Source organism: Aureivirga sp. CE67, from assembly GCF_015767245.1.
In the GTDB taxonomy this organism is placed as follows: Bacteria; Bacteroidota; Bacteroidia; order Flavobacteriales; family Flavobacteriaceae; genus Aureivirga.
Map to the genome: position 1 here is coordinate 31,219 of NZ_JADOTV010000016.1, position 21,271 is coordinate 52,489.

The 21,271-nt window shown below is 30.9% G+C and carries 22 protein-coding genes and 9 tRNA genes; 19 read left to right on the forward strand and 12 right to left on the reverse strand.

Annotated elements, in window-relative coordinates; all coding sequences use genetic code 11:
* Positions 1–29: 29 nt before the first annotated feature.
* From I0K12_RS16140 to I0K12_RS16150, 3 genes are all read right to left on the reverse strand, one after another.
* Positions 30–102: transfer RNA gene (locus I0K12_RS16140), tRNA-Met, on the reverse strand.
* Positions 103–198: 96 nt separating this feature from the next.
* A tRNA-Met gene (locus tag I0K12_RS16145) sits at positions 199–271 on the reverse strand.
* Positions 272–368: 97 nt separating this feature from the next.
* Positions 369–441: transfer RNA gene (locus I0K12_RS16150), tRNA-Met, on the reverse strand.
* A gap of 172 nt (positions 442–613) precedes the next feature.
* Between I0K12_RS16150 and era the strand changes: the two genes are divergently transcribed.
* On the forward strand, positions 614–1,495 hold the full coding sequence (gene era, locus I0K12_RS16155) for a GTPase Era (protein WP_196889178.1): 882 nt from the start codon (positions 614–616) through the stop codon (positions 1,493–1,495).
* 43 nt (positions 1,496–1,538) lie between these two features.
* Here era and I0K12_RS16160 read toward each other — a convergent pair whose 3' ends face one another.
* The 3 genes from I0K12_RS16160 to I0K12_RS16170 are packed head-to-tail and all read right to left on the reverse strand — an operon-like array spanning position 1,539 to position 3,462.
* Positions 1,539–2,057, reverse strand: coding sequence for a ferritin (locus I0K12_RS16160; protein WP_196889179.1), 519 nt, complete (start codon positions 2,055–2,057; stop codon positions 1,539–1,541).
* Positions 2,058–2,068: 11 nt separating this feature from the next.
* Complete coding sequence (gene dapA / locus I0K12_RS16165) at positions 2,069–2,944, reverse strand: 4-hydroxy-tetrahydrodipicolinate synthase (RefSeq protein ID WP_196889180.1); 876 nt, start codon at positions 2,942–2,944, stop codon at positions 2,069–2,071.
* Positions 2,944–3,462, reverse strand: coding sequence for a DUF6913 domain-containing protein (locus I0K12_RS16170; protein WP_196889181.1), 519 nt, complete (start codon positions 3,460–3,462; stop codon positions 2,944–2,946). The genes dapA and I0K12_RS16170 overlap by 1 nt, the downstream gene beginning before the upstream one ends.
* 51 nt (positions 3,463–3,513) lie before the next feature.
* Here I0K12_RS16170 and I0K12_RS16175 point away from each other — a divergent pair, with 51 nt between their 5' ends.
* Complete coding sequence (locus I0K12_RS16175; RefSeq protein ID WP_196889182.1) at positions 3,514–4,269, forward strand: 5'-nucleotidase C-terminal domain-containing protein; 756 nt, start codon at positions 3,514–3,516, stop codon at positions 4,267–4,269.
* Between the two features lie 2 nt (positions 4,270–4,271).
* Complete coding sequence (locus I0K12_RS16180) at positions 4,272–5,186, forward strand: bifunctional metallophosphatase/5'-nucleotidase (RefSeq protein ID WP_196889230.1); 915 nt, start codon at positions 4,272–4,274, stop codon at positions 5,184–5,186.
* Positions 5,187–5,346: 160 nt separating this feature from the next.
* Here I0K12_RS16180 and trxB read toward each other — a convergent pair whose 3' ends face one another.
* The gene (gene trxB, locus I0K12_RS16185; RefSeq protein ID WP_196889183.1) at positions 5,347–6,294 is read right to left on the reverse strand and encodes a thioredoxin-disulfide reductase; all 948 of its coding nucleotides are present in this window, start codon (positions 6,292–6,294) and stop codon (positions 5,347–5,349) included.
* 146 nt (positions 6,295–6,440) lie between these two features.
* Between trxB and I0K12_RS16190 the strand changes: the two genes are divergently transcribed.
* The 5 genes from I0K12_RS16190 to I0K12_RS16210 all read left to right on the forward strand — a co-directional run bounded on the left by I0K12_RS16190 (position 6,441) and on the right by I0K12_RS16210 (position 9,345).
* Positions 6,441–6,773, forward strand: coding sequence for a thioredoxin family protein (locus I0K12_RS16190; RefSeq protein WP_196889184.1), 333 nt, complete (start codon positions 6,441–6,443; stop codon positions 6,771–6,773).
* Positions 6,774–6,841: 68 nt separating this feature from the next.
* A tRNA-Pro gene (locus I0K12_RS16195) sits at positions 6,842–6,916 on the forward strand.
* A gap of 623 nt (positions 6,917–7,539) precedes the next feature.
* A tRNA-Pro gene (locus tag I0K12_RS16200) sits at positions 7,540–7,614 on the forward strand.
* A 153-nt stretch (positions 7,615–7,767) separates the two neighbouring features.
* Entirely contained in the window at positions 7,768–8,469 is a 702-nt protein-coding gene (locus tag I0K12_RS16205; protein ID WP_196889185.1) for a hypothetical protein, read from the forward strand.
* 45 nt (positions 8,470–8,514) lie between these two features.
* Entirely contained in the window at positions 8,515–9,345 is an 831-nt protein-coding gene (locus I0K12_RS16210) for a hypothetical protein (RefSeq protein WP_196889186.1), read from the forward strand.
* An 86-nt stretch (positions 9,346–9,431) separates the two neighbouring features.
* Here the strand turns inward: I0K12_RS16210 and I0K12_RS16215 are convergent, their stop codons facing one another.
* Positions 9,432–9,905 carry a hypothetical protein gene (locus tag I0K12_RS16215; RefSeq protein WP_196889187.1) on the reverse strand — a complete coding sequence of 158 codons (474 nt, stop codon included), beginning with the start codon at positions 9,903–9,905 and terminating at the stop codon, positions 9,432–9,434.
* 167 nt (positions 9,906–10,072) lie between these two features.
* Here I0K12_RS16215 and I0K12_RS16220 point away from each other — a divergent pair, with 167 nt between their 5' ends.
* The 6 genes from I0K12_RS16220 (at position 10,073) to I0K12_RS16245 (ending at position 15,298) form a co-directional block, all read left to right on the forward strand.
* Complete coding sequence (locus tag I0K12_RS16220; protein WP_196889188.1) at positions 10,073–10,639, forward strand: DUF6515 family protein; 567 nt, start codon at positions 10,073–10,075, stop codon at positions 10,637–10,639.
* A 170-nt stretch (positions 10,640–10,809) separates the two neighbouring features.
* On the forward strand, positions 10,810–11,601 hold the full coding sequence (locus I0K12_RS16225) for a MipA/OmpV family protein (protein WP_196889189.1): 792 nt from the start codon (positions 10,810–10,812) through the stop codon (positions 11,599–11,601).
* 109 nt (positions 11,602–11,710) lie between these two features.
* Positions 11,711–12,283, forward strand: coding sequence for an SRPBCC family protein (locus I0K12_RS16230; RefSeq protein WP_196889190.1), 573 nt, complete (start codon positions 11,711–11,713; stop codon positions 12,281–12,283).
* A gap of 6 nt (positions 12,284–12,289) precedes the next feature.
* Entirely contained in the window at positions 12,290–13,423 is a 1,134-nt protein-coding gene (locus tag I0K12_RS16235; protein ID WP_196889191.1) for a DUF3237 family protein, read from the forward strand.
* 9 nt (positions 13,424–13,432) lie between these two features.
* Positions 13,433–14,317 carry an oxidoreductase gene (locus I0K12_RS16240; protein WP_196889192.1) on the forward strand — a complete coding sequence of 295 codons (885 nt, stop codon included), beginning with the start codon at positions 13,433–13,435 and terminating at the stop codon, positions 14,315–14,317.
* An 87-nt stretch (positions 14,318–14,404) separates the two neighbouring features.
* Positions 14,405–15,298 carry a helix-turn-helix domain-containing protein gene (locus tag I0K12_RS16245; protein WP_196889193.1) on the forward strand — a complete coding sequence of 298 codons (894 nt, stop codon included), beginning with the start codon at positions 14,405–14,407 and terminating at the stop codon, positions 15,296–15,298.
* Positions 15,299–15,344: 46 nt separating this feature from the next.
* On the opposite strand, the gene I0K12_RS16250 is transcribed toward I0K12_RS16245, so the two are convergent.
* The 4 genes from I0K12_RS16250 to I0K12_RS16265 form a co-directional block, all read right to left on the reverse strand.
* Positions 15,345–15,419 (reverse strand) — tRNA-Val (locus I0K12_RS16250).
* Between the two features lie 37 nt (positions 15,420–15,456).
* A tRNA-Val gene (locus I0K12_RS16255) sits at positions 15,457–15,531 on the reverse strand.
* A 37-nt stretch (positions 15,532–15,568) separates the two neighbouring features.
* A tRNA-Val gene (locus I0K12_RS16260) sits at positions 15,569–15,643 on the reverse strand.
* A 37-nt stretch (positions 15,644–15,680) separates the two neighbouring features.
* Positions 15,681–15,755, reverse strand: a tRNA-Val gene (locus tag I0K12_RS16265).
* A 238-nt stretch (positions 15,756–15,993) separates the two neighbouring features.
* Between I0K12_RS16265 and I0K12_RS16270 the strand changes: the two genes are divergently transcribed.
* The 5 genes from I0K12_RS16270 to I0K12_RS16290 all read left to right on the forward strand — a co-directional run bounded on the left by I0K12_RS16270 (position 15,994) and on the right by I0K12_RS16290 (position 21,248).
* On the forward strand, positions 15,994–16,575 hold the full coding sequence (locus tag I0K12_RS16270; protein WP_196889194.1) for a hypothetical protein: 582 nt from the start codon (positions 15,994–15,996) through the stop codon (positions 16,573–16,575).
* 2 nt (positions 16,576–16,577) lie between these two features.
* Entirely contained in the window at positions 16,578–17,354 is a 777-nt protein-coding gene (locus I0K12_RS16275) for a tRNA pseudouridine synthase A (protein ID WP_196889195.1), read from the forward strand.
* A gap of 84 nt (positions 17,355–17,438) precedes the next feature.
* Positions 17,439–18,428 (forward strand): SDR family oxidoreductase, encoded by a 990-nt coding sequence (locus tag I0K12_RS16280; protein WP_196889196.1) that lies wholly within the window; start codon positions 17,439–17,441, stop codon positions 18,426–18,428.
* 13 nt (positions 18,429–18,441) lie between these two features.
* Positions 18,442–19,782: a UDP-glucose dehydrogenase family protein gene (locus I0K12_RS16285; RefSeq protein ID WP_196889197.1), complete on the forward strand. Its 1,341-nt coding sequence runs from the start codon at positions 18,442–18,444 to the stop codon at positions 19,780–19,782.
* Between the two features lie 176 nt (positions 19,783–19,958).
* Positions 19,959–21,248 carry a nucleotide sugar dehydrogenase gene (locus I0K12_RS16290; RefSeq protein WP_196889198.1) on the forward strand — a complete coding sequence of 430 codons (1,290 nt, stop codon included), beginning with the start codon at positions 19,959–19,961 and terminating at the stop codon, positions 21,246–21,248.
* The last annotated feature ends 23 nt before the right edge of the window (positions 21,249–21,271 follow it).

Here is a 21,271-nt window from a genome sequence, read left to right on the forward strand (position 1 = left end):
CACAATCTTTATGATTATGGCTTTACTAGTAGCGGGAACAGGACTCGAACCTGTGACCTTCGGGTTATGAGCCCGACGAGCTGCCTACTGCTCTATCCCGCGATTTGAGGTGCAAATATACAATAATATATTTACTATGCAAGTTTATTTTTATATTAAATAAAAAAGCCACAATCTTTATGATTATGGCTTTACTAGTAGCGGGAACAGGACTCGAACCTGTGACCTTCGGGTTATGAGCCCGACGAGCTGCCTACTGCTCTATCCCGCGATTTGAGGTGCAAATATACAACAATATATTTACTATGCAAGTTTATTTTTATATTAAATAAAAAAAGCCATAATCATAAAGATTATGGCTTTACTAGTAGCGGGAACAGGACTCGAACCTGTGACCTTCGGGTTATGAGCCCGACGAGCTGCCTACTGCTCTATCCCGCGATTTGTGATGCAAATATATAACAAAATACTTGAAATGAAAGTGAAATAAGTAAAAATTTCATAAATATTTTTTAACTATAAGGTAATGTGCTTTTTAAATATTTTTTGTATTTGAAATTTATAGAATAAAAAGACGTACCTTTGCAAAGAATTTAATAAAAAGATACTCTAAATGAAGCACAGAGCAGGTTTTGTAAATATTATTGGAAATCCAAATGTAGGAAAATCAACATTGATGAATGCTTTTGTAGGTGAAAAATTATCAATCATCACTTCAAAGGCGCAGACAACTCGTCATCGTATACTTGGACTTGTAAATGGAGATGATTTTCAAATTATTTTTTCTGATACTCCTGGAATTATCAAACCAGCATATGAATTACAAGAATCTATGATGGATTTTGTAAAGTCAGCTTTTGATGATGCTGATATTTTAGTATATATGGTAGAAGTAGGGGAGTCAGAATTGAAAGATGAAGCCTTTTTTAATAAAATTAAAAGATCGAAGATTCCTGTTCTATTATTGATTAATAAGATTGATAATTCGAACCAAGAAGAGGTAGAGAAGAAAGTTAATTATTGGAAAGAAAAAGTCCCGAATGCAGAGGTGTATGTAATTTCGGCCTTAGAAAATTTCAATGTGGAGCCTGTTTTTGAGAGAATTGTTTCTTTATTACCTCCAAGTCCGCCATATTTTCCTAAAGATCAATTGACAGATAAGCCTGAAAGATTTTTCGTGAATGAAAAGATTCGTGAGAAAATTCTTTTAAACTATAAAAAAGAAATTCCTTATGCTGTTGAAGTAGAAACAGAGGAGTTTACAGAATCAGATGATATTATTAGAATCCGTTCTGTAATTATGGTTGAAAGAGATTCTCAGAAAGGAATTATTATTGGACACAAAGGTTCTGCTTTAAAAAGAGTTGGTTCGGAAGCAAGAAAAGATTTAGAGAAGTTTTTTGACAAAAAAGTTTATTTAGATCTTTATGTGAAAATCAACAAAAACTGGAGAAGCGATAAGAATCAGTTAAGAAGATTTGGATATCAAGAATAATATATAAAAAAGAAAGGCTGCAAATTTGCAGCCTTTTTTATTTTTAAACCTGTGGAGGAGTCACAGAACTGTTTACAGTTAAAAGTTTTACATCATTATCAAATAAGTATAAACCTCCTTTATCATCACCAATTAAGTTGATTTTATCAAGAATTGTTCTTGCAGTTGCTTCTTCTTCTATTTGCTCAGCAACATACCACTGTAAGAAATTGTGCGTAGCATAATCTCTTTCTTCTAAAGTGATGTGAACTAATTCGTTGATTGATTTTGAAACAAATAATTCATGCTCTAATAATTGTTCGAACATATCTTTAAACGATCCAAACTCTACAGGAGGGGCATTCAATTCAGAAACTCTTGCATGTCCACCTCTTTCATTCACATATTTGATTAATTTCAGCATATGCATTCTTTCTTCATCAGATTGTGCGTACATAAATGTTGAAACTCCTTCTAAACCTTGGTGCTCTGCCCATGAAGCCATTGCTAAATAGATTTGAGAAGATTCTGCTTCAAATCGAATTTGCTGATTTAGTGCGTCTACTACTTTTTGTGATAACATATTTTATGTAATTAAAGTTCTTTTAAAAAATCTTGAATTTTTTTCTCCAAAGCATCTGAAACAGGAACTAATGGTAAACGAACTTCTTTTGATGTGATATTTAATTCATTCAACATAGATTTGATTCCTGCTGGATTTCCTTCTTCGAAAATATAATCGATACTATCCATTACTTTGTAATGAAGTTCGTATGCTTCTTTTGTTTTTCCTTCTAATCCTAATTGAATCATATGAGAAAATTCTTTTGGTAATCCTTCTCCGATTACAGAAATAACTCCAGCACCTCCAGCTAAAGTCATTGGTAGAGCAATCATGTCGTCTCCAGAAATGATTAAGAAATCTTCAGGTTTGTTTTGAATCAAACGAAGTGCTTGAACCATATCTCCTGCAGCTTCTTTTACAGCAACTACATTTTCGAAATCATTTGCCAAACGAATAATCGTTTCAGGTTCCATGTTTTTTGCCGTTCTTCCTGGTACATTGTATAAAATCACAGGAATTGGACTAGCTTCTGCAACTGCTTTGAAATGTTGGTACATTCCTTCTTGCGTTGGTTTGTTATAATAAGGAGAAACAGATAAAATTCCATCAAAAGCAGAAAGATCTGTATTTTTGATTTCTTCTACTACTGCCATTGTATTATTCCCTCCAATTCCTAAAACCATTGGTAAACGTCCATTATTTACCTCAATGATTTTTTGTTTTACAGCCTCTTTTTCTTCCTTCGTTAGAGTTGCAGGTTCTCCTGTTGTACCTAAAACTACTAAATAATTGATTCCATTATCGATTTGATAATTTACCAATCTCTCTAATGCGTCAAAATCTATAGATTTGTCCTCTTTAAAAGGTGTAACCAATGCAACACCAGTTCCTAAAAACTTATTCATTATAACTTCTTTAAAATATGTAAGTATTTTTTTAATTCTTTCACAAAGGTAGGTATTTGTGATGTATCACAAGCTATCATTAACTGATAAAGATTGTCTTCTATACCAGGAAATCCTACTTTAAATTTGGCTTTTGATTCCAATACAACAAGATTGATAAATAAGTTATCTATATCACTAAAATTCACTAATAAATCAAAGTCTTTTTGTACGAAATCTTTTAGATAATTGGATTTGATTTCTGCATTCCAACCAAAGTTATTTTCTGTAAAAAAATAATCTTCTAAAACTTCTCCTTTGTTATATTCTGCAAAGATTAAAAATTGTAGTTGTGTGTCATTTAAGTCTAGTTCCTTTTTTAAGAGTTTAACAATTTGGTCTTTTTCTTGGTTGCTTTCAATAACAAACCCAACTTTCCTTATTTTAGAAGAGCTAAATTGTCTGTTATTGCTTTGTGAAAGTATTTCTTTTTGATAATATTTTTGAATACTTTTGTTTTTAAAATGTTTTAAGTTCATTTAAAAATAAGTTGAATAGCAAATTTAATTAAAATCATTAGTATTTAAACCATGAAAAAATACATTCTTTTGCTTTTTTCTTTCCTAGTATTAATAGGATGTAAAGACGAAAAGCAATTTCTTTATAAGATTGAAGGAAAGCAGGTGGTTGTGGATGGTAAGATTTCTGCAGATGAAGAAATAACGAAACTTATCGCACCTTATAAAGACACAATTGAAGTAGAAATCAATAAAGTATTGACTTTTACAAAAAAAGATCTAAACCGTTATGACGGAAAATTAGAGAGTTCACTGGGTAATCTATTAGCTGACTTGGCTTACGAACAAGGAAATCCTATTTTTCATAAAATGACAGGAAAAAATGTAGATTTTTCAGTTTTTAATTATGGAGGAATTCGTGCCAATATTCCTACTGGGCCAGTAACGTATAGGAATGCTTTTCAATTAATGCCTTTCGAAAATACTTTGGTTGTAGCAGAAATTACTGGTGAAAAAATGAAGATGATGATCGATTATTTACACAAAGCACAAAGAGCACATCCGATTTCAAAGCATTTTAGAATTACGATCAAAAACGATCAACCACACAAAATGATGGTAAACGGAGAAGATTTTGATGTAAATAGAAACTATTATGTTCTTACTTCAGATTATCTTCAAAATGGAGGAGATAATATGGTTTTCTTCAAAGATCCGGTGAATTTATACAAATTGGATTATAAATTAAGAGGAGCAATTATCGATTATTTCTTAAAACAAGATACTTTACGTGTAACTTTAGATGGTAGATTTCAAACAGTAGATTAATGATGAAAAGAAGAGATTTTTTAAAAAATACAGCAGCAGCATCCACTTTTTTAACTTTAGGAGGATTATCATTGCAATCTTTTGGAAAAGATTATTCTACGAAGATTACAATTTTACACACAAATGACACACACAGTCATATTGAACCATTTGAAGCTGGACATTCAAAATATGCAGATAAAGGAGGAGTTGCAAGAAGAGCCACTTTAGTAGAAAGTATTAGAAAAGAAAACCCGAATACTTTACTTTTAGATGCTGGAGATATTTTCCAAGGAACACCTTTCTTTAACTATTTTGGTGGAGAATTGGAGTTTAAATTAATGAGTATGTTGAAATATGATGCTTCTACTTTAGGTAATCATGATTTTGATAACGGAATTGATGGATTATACAAACAATTACCACATGCAAAATTCCCATTTGTAATTTCAAACTACGATTTTACAAATACTGTGATGGATACGCACACAGAGCCATATAAGATTTTTGTAAAAGATGGAATCAAAATCGGAATTTTCGGTTTAGGAGTTCAATTGAAAGGATTAGTAGACCCTAAGAATTATAAAGAAACTAAATATTTAGATCCGATTGGAGTTGCTCAAGACATGAGTAGAGTTTTAAAAGAGGAGCAAAAATGTGATTTAGTTATTTGTCTTTCTCACTTGGGTTATGATTATGAAATCCATAAAGACAAAGTTTGTGATCTTAAAGTAGCAGCACAAACAAAAGATATCGATTTAATTATTGGAGGACATACGCATACTTTCTTACCAAAACCAACAGTAGTGAAAAATAGTGTAGGAGAAGATGTTTTAGTAAACCAAGTAGGGTGTTACGGAATCAATGTAGGAAGAATTGATTTCTACTTTGATGCAGATAAAAACAAAGCAAGCACTGGAACTGTAATCAGTGTTTAATAGAATATAAATTGATATTAAATTCCCCTCTTGAGAGGGGCTAGGGGTGTGTAAGTTTTAAAACGAAACATCATATTTAAGCAATTTTGAAAATATCAAGTAATAAAAAACCTTTTCTAATTTTAGAAAAGGTTTTTTATTTGAAATATGTGTTATAAAATTAGATTAAAGAACCTAAATATCTTTCTGCATCTAAAGCAGCCATACATCCTGATCCTGCTGCAGTAATTGCTTGTCTATAATCTTTATCCTGAACATCTCCTGCTGCAAATACTCCTGGTAAGTTTGTCTTAGTAGATTTTGGTTGCGTGATTAAATATCCAACCTCGTCCATTTCTAACTGACCTTTGAAGATATCTGTGTTTGGTTTGTGTCCAATTGCGATGAATACTCCAGTAGCAGAAATCTCTTCTTTGTCTCCAGAAATATTATTGAAAGCTCTTACACCTTCTACAACATTCTCACCTAATACCTCATCGATTTCTGTATTGAATTTTACTTCAATATTTTCTGTTTTTTCAACTCTGTGTTGCATTGCTTTAGAAGCTCTCATGTAGTCTTTACGTACTAACATTGTAACTTTATTACAAATGTTTGATAAGTAAGTTGCTTCCTCTGCAGCTGTATCTCCAGCTCCAACAACTACAACATCTTGTCCTTTGTAGAAGAAACCATCACAAGTAGCACAAGCAGAAACTCCACCACCTTTTAATTTTTCTTCACTTTCTAAACCTAAATACTTAGCAGATGCTCCAGTAGAAATAATTACAGTGTCCGCCTCTACAACTTTGTTTCCATCAATAGTTGCTTTGTGGATTCCACCTTTTTCTTTACTGAATTCTACCTCTGTAATAACTCCAAAACGAACTTCAGTACCAAATCTTTCTGCTTGGTTCTTTAAATCTTCCATTAAAGCATTTCCATCCGTTCCTGAAGGATATCCTGGAAAGTTATCTACTTCAGTAGTTGTTGTTAATTGTCCACCCATTTGCATACCTGTATACATAACAGGTTTCATATCTGCTCTTGCTGCGTATATTGCTGCTGTATATCCTGCTGGCCCTGATCCAATGATAAGGCACTTTATTCTTTCATTAGTTTCTGACATGATTTTTTTCTTTTTTTCTTGAAAACAAAAATAACAGATTTCTAAACATAGAAAACTTTATCTTGATAACTTTTTATGATTTTAGTATAATGAAATACAATTCATCCCTAATTTTGCTTTACATTTGACGTAAATAAAAACGAAACATGACACCGAAAATAATTCAGACGGAAGAAGAATACAAAGAGGTTATAGAGAATAATGACAGTGTACTTATATATTTTGGTACACAATCTTGTGGTGTTTCCGAGTCTATGGAAGAAAAAGTATACGGATTAATCGAGGAGAAGTTTCCAAAAATTAAATTTTTTTATGTAAACATAAATTTTTCTCCAAAAATTACAGCAACCTATAATGCCTTTTCAGAGCCAACAGTTTTAGTTTATTTTTCTGGAAAAGAATATGTTAGAAAATCAAGGCATTTCGGGCTGTTTGAGCTAGAAAATGCAATCGAAAGAATTTACAATATTTTTTACTGATTTTTTTAAAAAAGGCTTGCAGGAATAAAAAAAGCTCGTATATTTGCAACCGCAATAACGAAGCAATTCGGGGTGTAGCGTAGCCCGGTCATCGCGCCTCGTTTGGGACGAGGAGGTCGCAGGTTCGAATCCTGCCACCCCGACAAAGCCTTACTAGTTTTAGTAAGGCTTTTTCATTTGTAATACTTTCCTTTTAGATTTAATCAAAATTATTCGAATCATCTTTATTAAAAAATATAGAAGAATAAGTTCCTCTCTTGAGAGCAGGGCTGTCAGGTTCTCTTATTTTATTAATTGAAAACCTAGCGCACTTTTGTAAAGTGTGTCTATTGTTTCTAGCATTTGTGTGGTCACGTTTACAAACTCGTACCAGCGATTCATCAAAAATTGATAAATAACACTTTATATCTTGATATTTTGGGCGAAACCATTTTTCTTCGTTTTCAGAAACTCAGAAAAAGGTCGGGCTTTACATTTCAAGTTTTCTTTTTCAAAAAAAGAACTTCTAAACAATCCGTGGGCTTCCGTTGGTCGCCTCCGTTTGCAAAGAATTTCTAATTTTTTTCAAAAGAAAAGCTTTTCATTCCAATCCCTTTCGCAAGAAAAAAACATTTCGCCAAAAAAATAATTAAAAAAGATGATCACTTAAATTCTCATAATCTGCTACTTATAAAACGGATAGAAAAAAAGTTCATTTTTTAACACAAAAAACGCTTGCAGTTCTAAAAAAAGCTCGTATTATTGCAACCGCAAAACCGAAGCAATTCGGGGTGTAGCGTAGCCCGGTCATCGCGCCTCGTTTGGGACGAGGAGGTCGCAGGTTCGAATCCTGCCACCCCGACAAAAGCCTTACTAATTTTAGTGAGGCTTTTTCTTTTTTATACACTTTTCTGTTTTGAATTCTGAATACTTTCAAAAATTATTAATTATTTTATCAAAAGACTTATATGAATTTTCAAAAAAAATTGTAGATTTTCAGACCAAAAAAATGAAAATGAAAAGAACTTTAATTGTATTGCTATTAATTACATTTAAAACATTCGCGCAAAAAAATATTTCAATAGAATTTCATGATAATGTATACTATGATGTTTTTATAGGGGATGTTAATTTGACAAATTTCAAACCTTGGGAACGAGTTTTAGACTTGAAAGTGTCTCCCGATAAAAGATATTTCTTTTTTAGACATAAAGAAGATAAAGGAAAAGCTTATAAGTTGACATTATATGATTTTCAAACTCAGAAAAAAATTGTTGAAATAATTCCTGGCTTTGGTGGAAGCTTTGAATGGACAATGAATAATAAGATAATTCATAGATGGGGTTGTGGTACAAATTGTGCAAACTTTAGGATGTATGATTTAAGTTTAAATGAAATATTTTTTACGCTATCTAGTGGAGGATTTTCAGAAAGTCCTAAAAAAGATATTTTAGTTCAATTTGGAATGCGAGGAAAAGATTTTTGGATTTTTGATTTAAGAAGTATTCAAGAAGATCAATCTGTGAAAATTTTCCACAAAAAATTTGATGAAACAGATGAAATGAATATTTGGAGCTTAAAATTTGATTCAAATTATAGTTTTTCTATAGAAACACACGATGACGCTTCTAAAAAAGAGGTTTTGAAGTTCAATATTAATGAGCTTTCTTTTAAATATGGTAAATCAGCAGACATAGGAGAATATTACTCTAGATAAAAAAACTAATTACTAAAGAAAACCGAAACTTATTTAATTTAATATATGAAAACAATAAAAATTGTAATGTTGTTATTTCTTTCCATAACAACATCATTTGCGCAAACAAAAGAAGAAAAGATAATGGAAGAGGCAATGTTGCTTTATAACTCTGAAAAAGCATCATGGCATGGAACAGATATTTTTATGGCAAAATATTCAGATTTAAAGTCTGTTGCTGGAGGTTATGTGTCGTACTCAAAAGACGGAAAACACCACTGTATTTTTTATGACAAACAAGAAACTCCAAATGTTTTGGTAAGATTTTCCTTTGATGATGATTTTGATCTGTCAAAAGTGAAAATTGATGATGACAAACGAAAGGTTTCTGAGAAAGAATTGAATCTTATTACGATAAAAAAAATTGCTCATAATAAAGTAAGAACTGATTCTATATTTAAGCATTATGAAAATTCAAATTTGAACTTAGTTCCGATTATCTCTAAGAAAGAGAAAAAAGTTTATGCTATAACAGGACTTAATGTTGGTGGAGTTGTTGTTTTAGGTAATGATTATTTAATGACTTTTAATAAAAAGAATAAACTGAAAAAAATAAAAAGTCTTCACAAAAATATTTTGACTTTTGATACTTCGGATCAAGAAATAAATAAAGGTGCTGTAACAATGCATTCTCATTTAAAATCTTCAGGGTATATGATTTCTCCTGTTGATGTTTGTACATTAATGTTATATGAACCTTATGCTGGTTGGAAGCAACACATAGTTGTATCGGAAAAATTTGTTTCTTTTTTCGATATTAAGGAAAGAAGCTTAGTGATTATCACTCGTAAAGCATATGATAGAATGAATGAACATTTTGAGAAAAAAGAAAAATAAAATGAAAAGCCATTATACTTTGATTCGTATAATGGCTTTTTAATTGAGGTTGTAAGAATTAAATTATTTTTTAGTAAATAATACCATTACCTAGGACTATAAACTGCAAGTTTTACAGGTAAATCCACTTCCATTTTTTCTGCTGCAAAAGTAGCTTTCTCTTTATCAAAAAACCGTTTTACAGGAATTTTGATTCTATGGTTTTCGCTCATTAAGCAAATATCAAAAGCTTGACTTCTAGTTTTAGATTTGTTTTGACTTAAACTTGATGTAGATTGTACAAGGTTTTTAGTTAAAATTCCGATATACGGAAACTCTTCTAATTTTTTCCATTTTCCTACTTTTATTCCAAAATAACTAGAATATTCTTTGAAGCGTTGTTTTTCTATATCGAACATAACTCCTGTAAAAGAAAAAGCAAATAAACCTCCAAAGAAAACAAGCATAATCCCTACTAAAAATCGGAAGTCTATAAATACAAAAATAGAAAGTATTAAAATCAGATATCCGAAAAAGACTATTGCATTCGGAAACATTTTTTGTGTTTTGAAATTTGTCATAGTATAATTTTTTTATAAATGTTTAGAGAAATATACGGAATTATCTGTTTGATTTATAAATATTTATTTTTTTAAAGGTTAAAAATGATTTTTATTTCTAAAATGAATTAAACTTTTAAAACTTTTTAGAGTCTAAATTATCTACGAAAACTTTAAATGACTGAATTATGAGAAATTCTAAAATACTTACTTCGTTTTTGTTGGTGGTTTTTCTATTTGTAGCACAAGATTCTTTTGCGCAAAGAAGAAAGAAAAGAGTTGTAGTAAAAACTCCTAATAAAACGGTGGTTCATACTAATAGAGGAAAAGTTGTTTATAGAAAACCTACTCCAAAAGTGAGAGTTGTAAGAACATTACCAAACTCTACTGTTGTGATTAAGAAAAATGGACATAGATATCATTATCATTCGGGAGTTTATTACAGACATATTAATGGTAAATACGTGGTAGTTTCTGCTCCATATGGAATTCGAGTGAAAACACTTCCAGTTGGTTATAAGACAGTAGTAGTTCTCGGAAAACCTTACTATTATTATCAAGGAACGTATTATGTGAAAAAGAATAAAGAGTATAAAGTAGTAGAAGCTCCAGAAGATGTGGTAGTTTATGAATTGCCAGAAGAAGCAGAGCAAGTGACTATTGATGGTAAAAACTATTATGAGTACAACGGAAAATTGTATAAAGTAGTTACAAAACCAGAAGGAAAAGCTTTTAAAGTAGTAGGATATTTATAAGAATAACATTTTTTAGTGATATTATTGATTGTTTGAGCCGATTTAAGTCTACGGATTTAAGTCGGTTTTTTTTATTAACCTTGAAATATATACATCCTTCCGTGTTTTGTATACGTCCTAGTGGAGGAATACTTTCATTTTTGCTTCATAAATTTAAATAATGTGTAAAAATGAAAAAAGATATTAAGGTTTACTTGTTATGTTTTATAATTTCTCTTTTTAGTATTTCAAAAATAAATGCGCAAAATGCAGAAACTACCCCAAAGAAAATTCAGTTTTCTGCAGGATTTGGTTTAGCTTCTTTTCCAACATATGAAGGCTCTGATGAAAATTTAATACTCCCTTCGGTATATTTTTCGGCTGACTGGAACAAGGGTCAGTACATCAGGATGTCTGTAGCTGGAATTGAAGCAAACCTTCTTCCAAGTAAAAAATGGTCTTTTGGTCCAAGATTAACTTTTCGAACTCCAAGAAATGAAGATTGGGTAGATAATGAATTTATCAATGAGTTAGAAGATATTGATTTGGCAACTTCTCTAGGACTTTTTACAAGGTATAGATTTAAGAAAATGGATGCTAAAATTGAATATACACAAGATATTTCTGGTGTTCACGAAGGAGGAGTAGGAAGATTGGACTTGGGTTATACATGTAGAAAAGGTAAATGGATAACTAGACTTTCTGCTTCTACTTCTTTCGCTACAAAAAATTATATGGAAACTTATTTTGGTTTAAATGGTGAAAATATTGGAACCAGCACAATGGATTATTACTATCCTGAGGCTGGAATCAAAGATGTTGGAGCTGGAATCCGAACTACTTATGTAATGAGTAGAAAATGGATGCTTGTCGGATCTATTAATTATACAAGACTTTTAGGGGATGCAGTAGATAGTCCAATTGTAGAATTAGGAAATGAAAATCAAATTGCAGGAACTCTAATGGCTATTTATAGGTTTTAAATAAAAATACATCAGTGATTTGTATACAATAATCCTTGATTTGTGTAAGTCAAAGCACTGATTTCTTTAGAGTTTTGCTTAAAACATTTTTCAATTAAAAACATTTAACATGATTAAAAAATTAAAACAATTCGGTTTTGCAATTTTATTAAGCTCTTTGATAATATCTTGTAGTGATGATGATAGTGATGATTTCGTTGCTTGTGCTGCTGAAGCTGAATCGGGATATGTTACCCAAGTGAGTGAAGAAAAATCAGATGTTTATACTTCAATTGTAATAAATGCTACACCAAATCAAGTTTGGGAAGTTCTTACAGATTTTGAGAAGATGCCAAATTGGAGTTCTACTTTCAAAGGTTTAGAAGGAGATGTAAGAGACGGAGGTCAAATTAATGCTTTGTTTTTAACACAAGGACAAGTTATTGGTTTTCCTCATGCTTTGATTTATGATGAAGGAGTAAGTTATGGTTGGTCAGATGAAATTATTACGATTCCAGGAATTGTAGATAACCATTTTTATACAATCGAAAACTGTGGAAGTGAAGTTCTTTTTGTACAAACAGATGAGTTTACTGGTAATAATGAAAATATTCCAGCTTTCGGATTGGCAAATGCAGTTTTAGAAGGTTATCAAACATTTAATAAAGAATTGAAAGAAGAAGTAGAAAGAAGATTTAATTAAGAAAGAATGAAAAGACAATTTATAAAATTTAGTATCGTAGTTTTCTCGCTTATCGGATTTGTTTCTTGTAGTGAAGATGATGATAATAATGTGGTAGAAAACCCAAACGAAGAAGTAGTTGAGGAGGAAGAGGAAGAAGTTGATTCTGTCTTTGAAAATTTAGCAGATAATCCAGATGCAGTTTTATTATACCAAACAACTGCACAAGTAACAGGAGCTGAAACTTTCGGAGCTGCATTTACGGATCCACTTCCAGAAGAAGGAAGAAGAGTGAACTTTCTTTTTGAAGGTCCAGTAAATGGAGAAATCAATGGAACTTTAAAAGGAACGGATTACGGAACGATGTTGCCAAATGGAAATGTAATTGTAGATGTTCATGCAACTATTGAAACGAATGATGGAGCAAAAATCGCTGTAAGATATAAAGGAGAAACGGTTCCGAATAGTCAAACAATCTCAGATTTGACAGAAACAGGAACTTTGATTTCAAACCATCCAGATTATGCTCATTTAAATGATATGTTTATTGTAGGAGTAGGAACTTCAGATAATACAACAAATACTTTAATGATTAGTATTTATGGTTTTGAAGAAGATCCTTTTGATGGAGAAAATCCATATCCACATCAAGAATTACCAGATTTTGAAAACTATCCTTATAACTGGGATAATATTCAAGAAAATCCAAACGCAACATTAGTTTATGAAGCTCAAGCACAGTCAACAAATATAGAAGGGTTTGGAGCAAATCCTGCGGAGGTTTTTGGAGGTCAGGTTGCTATTCCAGTAGAAGGAATTCGTATGAATGTAGATTTTGCAGGAACAACTACAGGAGAGTTAAGTGGAAATTTATCAGGAACAGATTATGTGGTGGTTTTACCAAATGGAAATTTAATCGTAGATGTTCACGGAATTATTGAAACAGAAGAAGGAGAAAAGGTAGCTTTAAAAGTAGATGGATTATTAATTCCATCAGAAACTCCTGGAGTTGGAAACTTTTTTGAGTTGGCTTCTTACACAAGTTATTACGAAGGTTTTGAATATTTAAATGAAAAATACATCATAGGAGTAGGAACTTCGGATAATATCAATAATGTATTGACGCTTCGTTTGTATCGTTTTGATGAAAATCCATTATAAAAATAAAATATGAAACAATTAGTAGTTAGTTTAGTTATTTGTCTTTTGTTTAATGTTCAAAATATTCTTGCACAAAAAACGAAAGATTCAAAGGTAATTTTGATTACAGGAACGGCATCCGGAATGGGAAAAGCTTTTGCTGAAAAATTGATCAAAGAAGGTCATATTGTTTATGGAGGAGATATTCAATATAAAAAGAATGAATATTTAAATTCTATTGGAGGTCATTCTCTAAAAATGGATGTGACAAAAGATGATGAGGTAAAGGCTGGTGTTGCAAAAATTATCAAAGATCATGGGGAAATTGATGTTTTGATTAACAATGCAGGTTACGGATTATATGGAGCTGTAGAAGAAGTTACAATGGAAGATGCTTTTGCACAATTTGATGTAAATTTGTTCGGAATGGCACGAGTGACAAAAGCAGTTCTTCCTCATATGAGAAAACAAAAATCTGGAGAAATTATCAATATTTCTTCAATGGGAGGTAAGATTTATACAGGACTTGGAGCTTGGTATCATGCAACGAAACATGCTGTTGAAGGTTGGAGCGATTGTCTACGTGTGGAAGTAAAACAGTTTGGGATTGATGTGGTAATTGTTGAGCCTGGAATGATTAATACAAATTTCATGAATGCAATGATGAAATACATTAAAAAATACCAGCCAAATTCGAATTATCAGCACATGTATAAAAGAATGGCAGAAGCGACTCCAACAACAATGACAGAGCCAGAAGTTATAGCCGAATTAATTAATCAAATTGTTGCTACAAAAAATCCAGAAACAAGATACGTAAAAGGATTTTTGGCAGAAAGATTGATCAATTTTAGAAAGCAACATGGAGATAAGGCTTACGATAATCTTCTATTAAACGGGCCGCAAGGACAGTAATTTGTAATATTATTTGATGAAAATTCCTTTTGCTTGAGTTGAAAAATTTGAGTAAAGGGAATTTTGTTAATTTAAAAAGAAAGAAAGATGCGATTTCATATAGAATTATTGAGTCAAATTCATAATGCACTAGATTTAGAAAAACCAAAAAATCCATTGATTAGTGTAATTGATATGTCAAAATTTAAAGTAAAAGATACTTGGATAGATATAAAGTATTCGAGTTCTCTCTATACAATTACTTTAAAAGATGAAAGTTGTGGGATGGAATATGGAAGAAATACTTATGATTTTCAAGAAGGAGTGATGAGTTTTATTGCTCCAGAACAAGTTTTTAGAATTAAAACAAAACCTTATCAAAAAATAAATGGTTGGATGTTGAATTTTCATCCAGAATTGATTCGAAATACTGCTTTAGGAATGAAAATGAATCAGCTGAATTTTTTCTCTTATAATACACATGAAGCATTACATCTTTCAGAACAAGAACAAGAAACTGTTACAAATTGTATTAAAATGATTGATTCAGAAATTCAAGAAAGAATTGATCGACACAGCAATAGTGTGATTGTTTCGAGTTTAGAATTGTTTTTTAATTATTGTATTCGTTTTTATGAAAGACAATTTCATACTAGAGCTTCAGAAAATAAAGATATTCTCTCGAAAGTAGAATTTCTTTTAAAACAATATTATTCTAAAGATATAAGGCTTAAAGGATTACCTACAGTTTCTTATTTGGCAGAAAATGTTAACCTTTCTCCAGGTTATTTAAGTGATTTATTAAAAAATGAAACTGGAAAAAGTGCAAAAGAACATATTAATCTTCATTTAATTGAAAAAGCGAAAATCATTCTTTTAAATAGTAATTTATCTGTAAGTGAAATTGCTTATGATTTAGGATTTGAATATCCGCAACACTTTAGTAAAATGTTTAAATCTAAAACAGGAATGAGTCCTACACAATACAGAAACGTAAGTTAATAGAAATAAAAAAAGCCTATCTAATTTAGATAGGCTTTTTTGTTTGTGGGCGATGAGGGATTCGAACCCCCGACCCCCTCGGTGTAAACGAGGTGCTCTGAACCAACTGAGCTAATCGCCCTTCTTTATATTTATACTGTTAAAAAGGAAACAGTTTGTGGGCGATGAGGGATTCGAACCCCCGACCCCCTCGGTGTAAACGAGGTGCTCTGAACCAACTGAGCTAATCGCCCTTTTTTATATTTATACTGTCAAAAAGGAAACAGTTTGTGGGCGATGAGGGATTCGAACCCCCGACCCCCTCGGTGTAAACGAGGTGCTCTGAACCAACTGAGCTAATCGCCCTTTTTATATTTATACTGTCAAAAAGGAAACAGTTTAGTGGGCGATGAGGGATTCGAACCCCCGACCCCCTCGGTGTAAACGAGGTGCTCTGAACCAACTGAGCTAATCGCCCTTAGCGGATGCAAATATAAGACAAAAATATTAGTGAGCAAGTTATTTTTTTAGATATTTCTATTTTTTTAGAAAAGTATTTTGCAATTATTTTATTTACAGTGAAATAGAAAGTGTACTTTTTTTGAAGATTCTTAAAGAAAGTTTTGTTTTCTAGGTTTTGTTGGATGTTAAAAGGAAAATAATCGATGTTTGAATTATAATTCCTATCTATATTTGTTGAAATTAATTTTAGAGAAATGAATAAAAAATATATTTATACAATATTATTCTTATTTGTAACAGTTTTAGGTTTTTCACAAAAGAAAGAGGAGAGTATTTTAGAAATACCAAAAGGTTGGACTTATGAAAAAATAGAATTTCCATTAGACTTTGCTAAGAATATATCATACGAAGGATTTGAAGAATTACGTTTTTCGCCTGAAATGTTTAAAACAGAGAAAGAAAAGTATTTTACCTATATTTTTAGTTTAGTATTAAAGAATACTTCTAAGTTTGAAGAAAAAGAATTGACAGATTTTTTATTAAAATATTATAGAGGTTTGTCTAAAGCTGTTGCGGACGGTAGTGGAAAGAAAATAGATGTAAATGAAATTGAAGTTCATTTCATGAAAAAGAAGGATAATCGATATTTTTACGAAGTAGAGTTTTTGGATACATTTACAGATGGACGAAAGATAACATTACAAATGGAATTTGATGTTTTTGAGAAAGATTCTGATATTATTGTGTTGGCTTTAGTTTCTCCAAATAAAGGGAAGAAAGTTTGGAATGAATTGGATTCGTATCGTGAAATATTGATTGAAAATATTAAAAAGTAAAAATGTATACACATTATTATTTATTAGATCTTCAGTTTTTAGGTTTTCGTTTTCATGGATGGCAACCACAACCGAAATTGAAAACAGTGCAGTTGATGCTGGAAAAAACTATTTGTTTTGTTTTAAAACATGATGAATTTAAGGTTTTAGGTTCTGGACGTACAGATGCGATGGTTTCTGCAAATCACTTTGCAGTAGAATTATTTTTGAAAGAAGAATTGGATAAAACTTGGTTTATAGAACTTATCAATAAAAATTTACCGACAGATTTAAAGTTGTTAGGATTAAAGGAAGTTGATAAAACGTTTAATGTGATTCAAAATGCGAAAGTGAAAGAATATATTTATTTGTTTTCTCATAATGAAAAAGCGCATCCGTTTTCTGCTCCTTTTATTACTTCTTTTGTGGAAGAACTTGATATAGATTTGATGAAAGAAGGAGCAAAATTATTTCAAGGAGAACATTTTTTTCATAAATATTGTACAAAGCCAAGTCCGCAAACCGTGTTTAAACGTGAAATACTTCTTAGTACAATTGAGGGAAACACGATTTATGAAGCAAATTTTTTTCCAAAAGAAAGCTTTGTGTTTCGAATAAAAAGTAAAGGTTTTTTGAGATATCAAGTTCGTTTGATCATGGGAACTTTAATAGAGTTAGGTAGAGGAAATGTGACTTTAGAAGAGATCGAAGAATCATTAAAAGAAACAAATGATAGAAAATCATTACGTTATATTGCACCAAATTCAGGACTTTCACTTCATAAAATCGAGTTTATATAAAGTTTTATTTAAAAATAAAATCATAAGTCTAATAAATTAAGTAATTTCGGCACGTATAATAAATTTTGAAATAAAATAACTCAAATGTCAAGTAATTTCGTTAAGAATAAAAAAATATTAGTTACTGGAGGAGCAGGGTTTATTGGTTCAAACTTATGTGATGCTTTGTTAGCTTTGGAGAATGAAGTAGTTTGTTTGGATAATTTTGCAACAGGAAAAAGAGAAAATTTAGAACACTTAAAAGAAAACCAAAAATTTACTTTAATTGAAGGAGATATCCGAAATTTAGAGGATTGTCAAAGAGCAGTAGAAGGTGTAGATTTTGTTTTACATCAAGCAGCTTTAGGATCTGTGCCAAGATCTATTAAAGATCCTATTACAAGTAATGATGTGAATGTTTCTGGATTTTTGAATATGTTAGTTGCAAGTAGAGATGCTGGAGTAAAAAGATTTGTCTATGCTGCAAGTTCTTCAACTTATGGGGATTCTAAATCTTTACCAAAAGTAGAAGATAAAATCGGAAAACCTTTATCTCCTTATGCAGTTACAAAATATGTAAACGAATTATACGCAGATGTTTTTGGGAAAACTTATGGGTTGCCTACTATTGGATTACGTTATTTCAATGTTTTTGGAAGAAGACAAGATCCTAATGGAGCTTATGCAGCAGTAATACCAAAGTTTGTTTCTCAATTTATGAATCTAGAGTCACCAACAATCAATGGAGATGGAGAGTACTCTAGAGATTTTACTTATATTGATAATGTTGTGCAGATGAATTTACGTGCTTTAAGTACGGAAAATGAAGCGGCATTAAATCAAGTTTATAATGTTGCTTTTGGTCAAAGAGCTACTTTGAATGAATTAGTTATTAGTTTAAAGAATAATTTGGCAGAAAAGAATTCTGAAATTGCAAATATTGAAGTGATTCATGGACCAAATAGAGTAGGGGATATTCCACATTCTTTGGCAAGTATTGATAAAGCAAAAGAATTATTGGGTTATGATCCTCAATTTTCATTACAAGATGGATTGAAAGAAGCAGTTCACTGGTATTGGGAAAATTTAAAATGATAAAAAGATTAAGATGAATATAACGGTTGTAGGTTCAGGGTATGTAGGTTTAGTTACAGGAGCATGTTTTTCAGAAATGGGAAATAAAGTTACTTGTATTGATGTAAATGAAGAAAAAATTCAAAAACTTAAGAATGGAATCATTCCAATTTTTGAACCAGGTTTAGAAACTTTAATCAAAAATAGTGTAGAAATTGATACATTAAAATTTTCAACTTCTTTAGCAGAAAGTTTGAATAATTCTGAGATTGTATTTATTGCCGTAGGTACTCCAATGGGAGAAGATGGTTCTGCAGATTTACAATATGTTTTAGCAGTTGCTGAACAAATAGGTAAATTAATGACAAAAGAACTAATTGTAGTTGATAAGTCAACAGTTCCTGTAGGAACAGGTGATAAAGTTAGAAATACAATTCAGAAAGAATTAGATAATAGAGGAGTAGAAATACCGTTTCATATAGTTTCAAATCCAGAATTTTTAAAAGAAGGTGCTGCATTACAAGATTTTATGAAGCCTGATCGTGTAGTGATTGGAGCAGATTCAGATTATGCTATTCAGAAAATGAAAGAGTTATATGCTCCATTTATTCATAATTCGGATCGTTTTATTACTATGGATATTCGTTCTGCAGAGATGACAAAATATGCTGCAAATGCAATGCTTGCAACTAAAATTTCATTTATGAATGAAATCGCAAATATTTGTGAGCTATTAGGTGCAGATGTGAATAAAGTTAGAGTTGGAATTGGCTCTGATAAAAGAATTGGTTATAGTTTTATTTATCCAGGAGCTGGTTATGGAGGGTCTTGTTTTCCTAAAGATGTAAAAGCTTTAAAGAGAACAGCAGCTGAATATGGTTATGAAACTAAACTAATTGGAGCTGTAGAAGAGGTAAATAATAGACAGAAATTTGTTATAGCAGATAAAGTTATAAAACGTTTTGGAGAAGACTTATCAGGAAAAACTTTTGCACTTTGGGGGTTAGCATTTAAGCCAGGAACCGATGATATGAGAGAAGCTCCATCTATATATGTAGTGAATGAATTAGTGAAAAGAGGAGCGAAAATACAAGCTTATGACCCTAAGGCTGTTACAGAAGCGAAAGAACACTACTTGAAAAATATGAAAGAAGTTTCTTATTTCGATTCTAAATATGATGTTTTAAAAGGAGCTGATGCTTTAATTCTTCTTACAGAATGGAAAGAATTTAGATCACCGGATTTTATGGAGATAAAAATGCAATTGTCAGAAGCCGTTATATTTGATGGAAGAAATCAATACAATGCGCTTCATGTTGAGGAAAAAGGCTTTGAATATTACCAAATTGGTAAAAAATATAATGATAAAATGTAATTAATTGAACGTTAATTAATTGTCGAAAAAAAGATGAATCTCTGTTTTTAGTTTGAAAATAACTGAAAACAGGGATTTTTTTTTAGATAAATTAAAAACTTAAAAAAAACATAAAAAGGATTCAAAATTAATATTACTTTAGCGGATATTAAAACACTAGAAGATAAGGAATTTAAATGAAAAATAAAAATATAAAAATCGCAATTATTGGACTTGGTTATGTTGGTTTGCCATTAGCAAGATTATTTGCTACAAAATATGCTGTTGTTGGTTTTGATATTAACAAAGAAAGAGTGTCAGAACTTAATCAAGGAGTAGATTCTACATTAGAAGTGGAGGATAGTTTACTTCAAGAAGTTTTAAAATTAGAAGATTCTGAAACAAGTGGGTTATTTTGTACAAATGATACAGAATCATTAAAAGATTGTAATTTTTATATTGTCACAGTTCCTACACCTGTAGATAAGAATAATAGGCCTATTTTAACACCGTTATATAAAGCAAGTGAATCTGTTGCTAAGTATTTAAATGAAGGAGATATTGTTGTTTATGAATCTACGGTTTATCCTGGAGTTACAGAAGATGAATGTGTACCAATCTTAGAAAAAGTTTCAGGTATGAAATTTAATGAAGATTTTTATGCAGGATATTCTCCAGAAAGAATTAATCCAGGAGATAAAAAACATACCGTAGAGAAAATCTTAAAAGTAACTTCTGGTTCTACTCCTGAAATAGGAAAAATTGTAGATGATTTATACAAATCTGTCATTACTGCAGGAACTCATTTAGCACCAACAATTAAAGTAGCAGAGGCAGCAAAAGTTATTGAAAACTCTCAAAGAGATATTAATATTGCTTTTGTAAATGAACTAGCTAAGATTTTTAATTTATTAGAAATTAATACACATGATGTTTTAGAAGCGGCTGGAACAAAATGGAATTTTTTACCTTTTAAACCAGGTTTAGTTGGTGGACATTGTATTGGGGTGGATCCGTATTATTTAGCTCAAAAAGCACAGGAGGTTGGATATCATCCAGAAATTATTCTTGCAGGTAGAAGAATGAATGATAGTATGGGTCAACATGTAGCTTCAGAAGTTGTGAAATTAATGTTGCACCATGATTTAAAAGTAAAAGGAAGTAATATTTTAGTTTTGGGAATTACTTTTAAAGAAAATTGTCCAGATGTTAGAAATACAAAAGCTGTAGATGTTGTAAATGAATTAAAGACATATGGAGCAAAAGTGGATATTTATGATCCTTGGGCAAATCCAGAAGAGGTAATGCACGAATATAAATTAGAAAGTTTTAAAGAAATTCCAAATAAAAAATATGAAGCAATAGTTCTAACCGTTGCACATGATTCTTATAGAGAATTGGAATTGAATTCTTTGAAGAAAGAAGGTGGTGTTGTTTATGATGTGAAGAATGTATTGAATTCTGAAGATGTTAATGCAATCCTGTAAGAGTATTGAATAATTAAAAATAT

Bases quoted from the DNA above. Each gene is read 5' to 3' on its own strand.
- I0K12_RS16245 (WP_196889193.1), top strand. From the start codon at position 14,405: ATGCGATTTCATATAGAATTATTGAGTCAAATTCATAATGCACTAGAT.
- I0K12_RS16190 (WP_196889184.1), top strand. From the start codon at position 6,441: ATGACACCGAAAATAATTCAGACGGAAGAAGAATACAAAGAGGTTATA.
- I0K12_RS16160 (WP_196889179.1), bottom strand. From the start codon at position 2,057: ATGTTATCACAAAAAGTAGTAGACGCACTAAATCAGCAAATTCGATTT.
- I0K12_RS16215 (WP_196889187.1), bottom strand. From the start codon at position 9,905: ATGACAAATTTCAAAACACAAAAAATGTTTCCGAATGCAATAGTCTTT.
- I0K12_RS16180 (WP_196889230.1), top strand. From the start codon at position 4,272: ATGAAAAGAAGAGATTTTTTAAAAAATACAGCAGCAGCATCCACTTTT.
- I0K12_RS16240 (WP_196889192.1), top strand. From the start codon at position 13,433: ATGAAACAATTAGTAGTTAGTTTAGTTATTTGTCTTTTGTTTAATGTT.
- I0K12_RS16230 (WP_196889190.1), top strand. From the start codon at position 11,711: ATGATTAAAAAATTAAAACAATTCGGTTTTGCAATTTTATTAAGCTCT.
- I0K12_RS16290 (WP_196889198.1), top strand. From the start codon at position 19,959: ATGAAAAATAAAAATATAAAAATCGCAATTATTGGACTTGGTTATGTT.
- I0K12_RS16220 (WP_196889188.1), top strand. From the start codon at position 10,073: ATGAGAAATTCTAAAATACTTACTTCGTTTTTGTTGGTGGTTTTTCTA.
- I0K12_RS16235 (WP_196889191.1), top strand. From the start codon at position 12,290: ATGAAAAGACAATTTATAAAATTTAGTATCGTAGTTTTCTCGCTTATC.
- I0K12_RS16210 (WP_196889186.1), top strand. From the start codon at position 8,515: ATGAAAACAATAAAAATTGTAATGTTGTTATTTCTTTCCATAACAACA.
- I0K12_RS16225 (WP_196889189.1), top strand. From the start codon at position 10,810: ATGAAAAAAGATATTAAGGTTTACTTGTTATGTTTTATAATTTCTCTT.
- dapA (WP_196889180.1), bottom strand. From the start codon at position 2,944: ATGAATAAGTTTTTAGGAACTGGTGTTGCATTGGTTACACCTTTTAAA.
- I0K12_RS16175 (WP_196889182.1), top strand. From the start codon at position 3,514: ATGAAAAAATACATTCTTTTGCTTTTTTCTTTCCTAGTATTAATAGGA.
- I0K12_RS16205 (WP_196889185.1), top strand. From the start codon at position 7,768: ATGAAAAGAACTTTAATTGTATTGCTATTAATTACATTTAAAACATTC.
- I0K12_RS16285 (WP_196889197.1), top strand. From the start codon at position 18,442: ATGAATATAACGGTTGTAGGTTCAGGGTATGTAGGTTTAGTTACAGGA.
- I0K12_RS16280 (WP_196889196.1), top strand. From the start codon at position 17,439: ATGTCAAGTAATTTCGTTAAGAATAAAAAAATATTAGTTACTGGAGGA.
- I0K12_RS16270 (WP_196889194.1), top strand. From the start codon at position 15,994: ATGAATAAAAAATATATTTATACAATATTATTCTTATTTGTAACAGTT.
- I0K12_RS16170 (WP_196889181.1), bottom strand. From the start codon at position 3,462: ATGAACTTAAAACATTTTAAAAACAAAAGTATTCAAAAATATTATCAA.
- I0K12_RS16275 (WP_196889195.1), top strand. From the start codon at position 16,578: ATGTATACACATTATTATTTATTAGATCTTCAGTTTTTAGGTTTTCGT.
- trxB (WP_196889183.1), bottom strand. From the start codon at position 6,294: ATGTCAGAAACTAATGAAAGAATAAAGTGCCTTATCATTGGATCAGGG.
- era (WP_196889178.1), top strand. From the start codon at position 614: ATGAAGCACAGAGCAGGTTTTGTAAATATTATTGGAAATCCAAATGTA.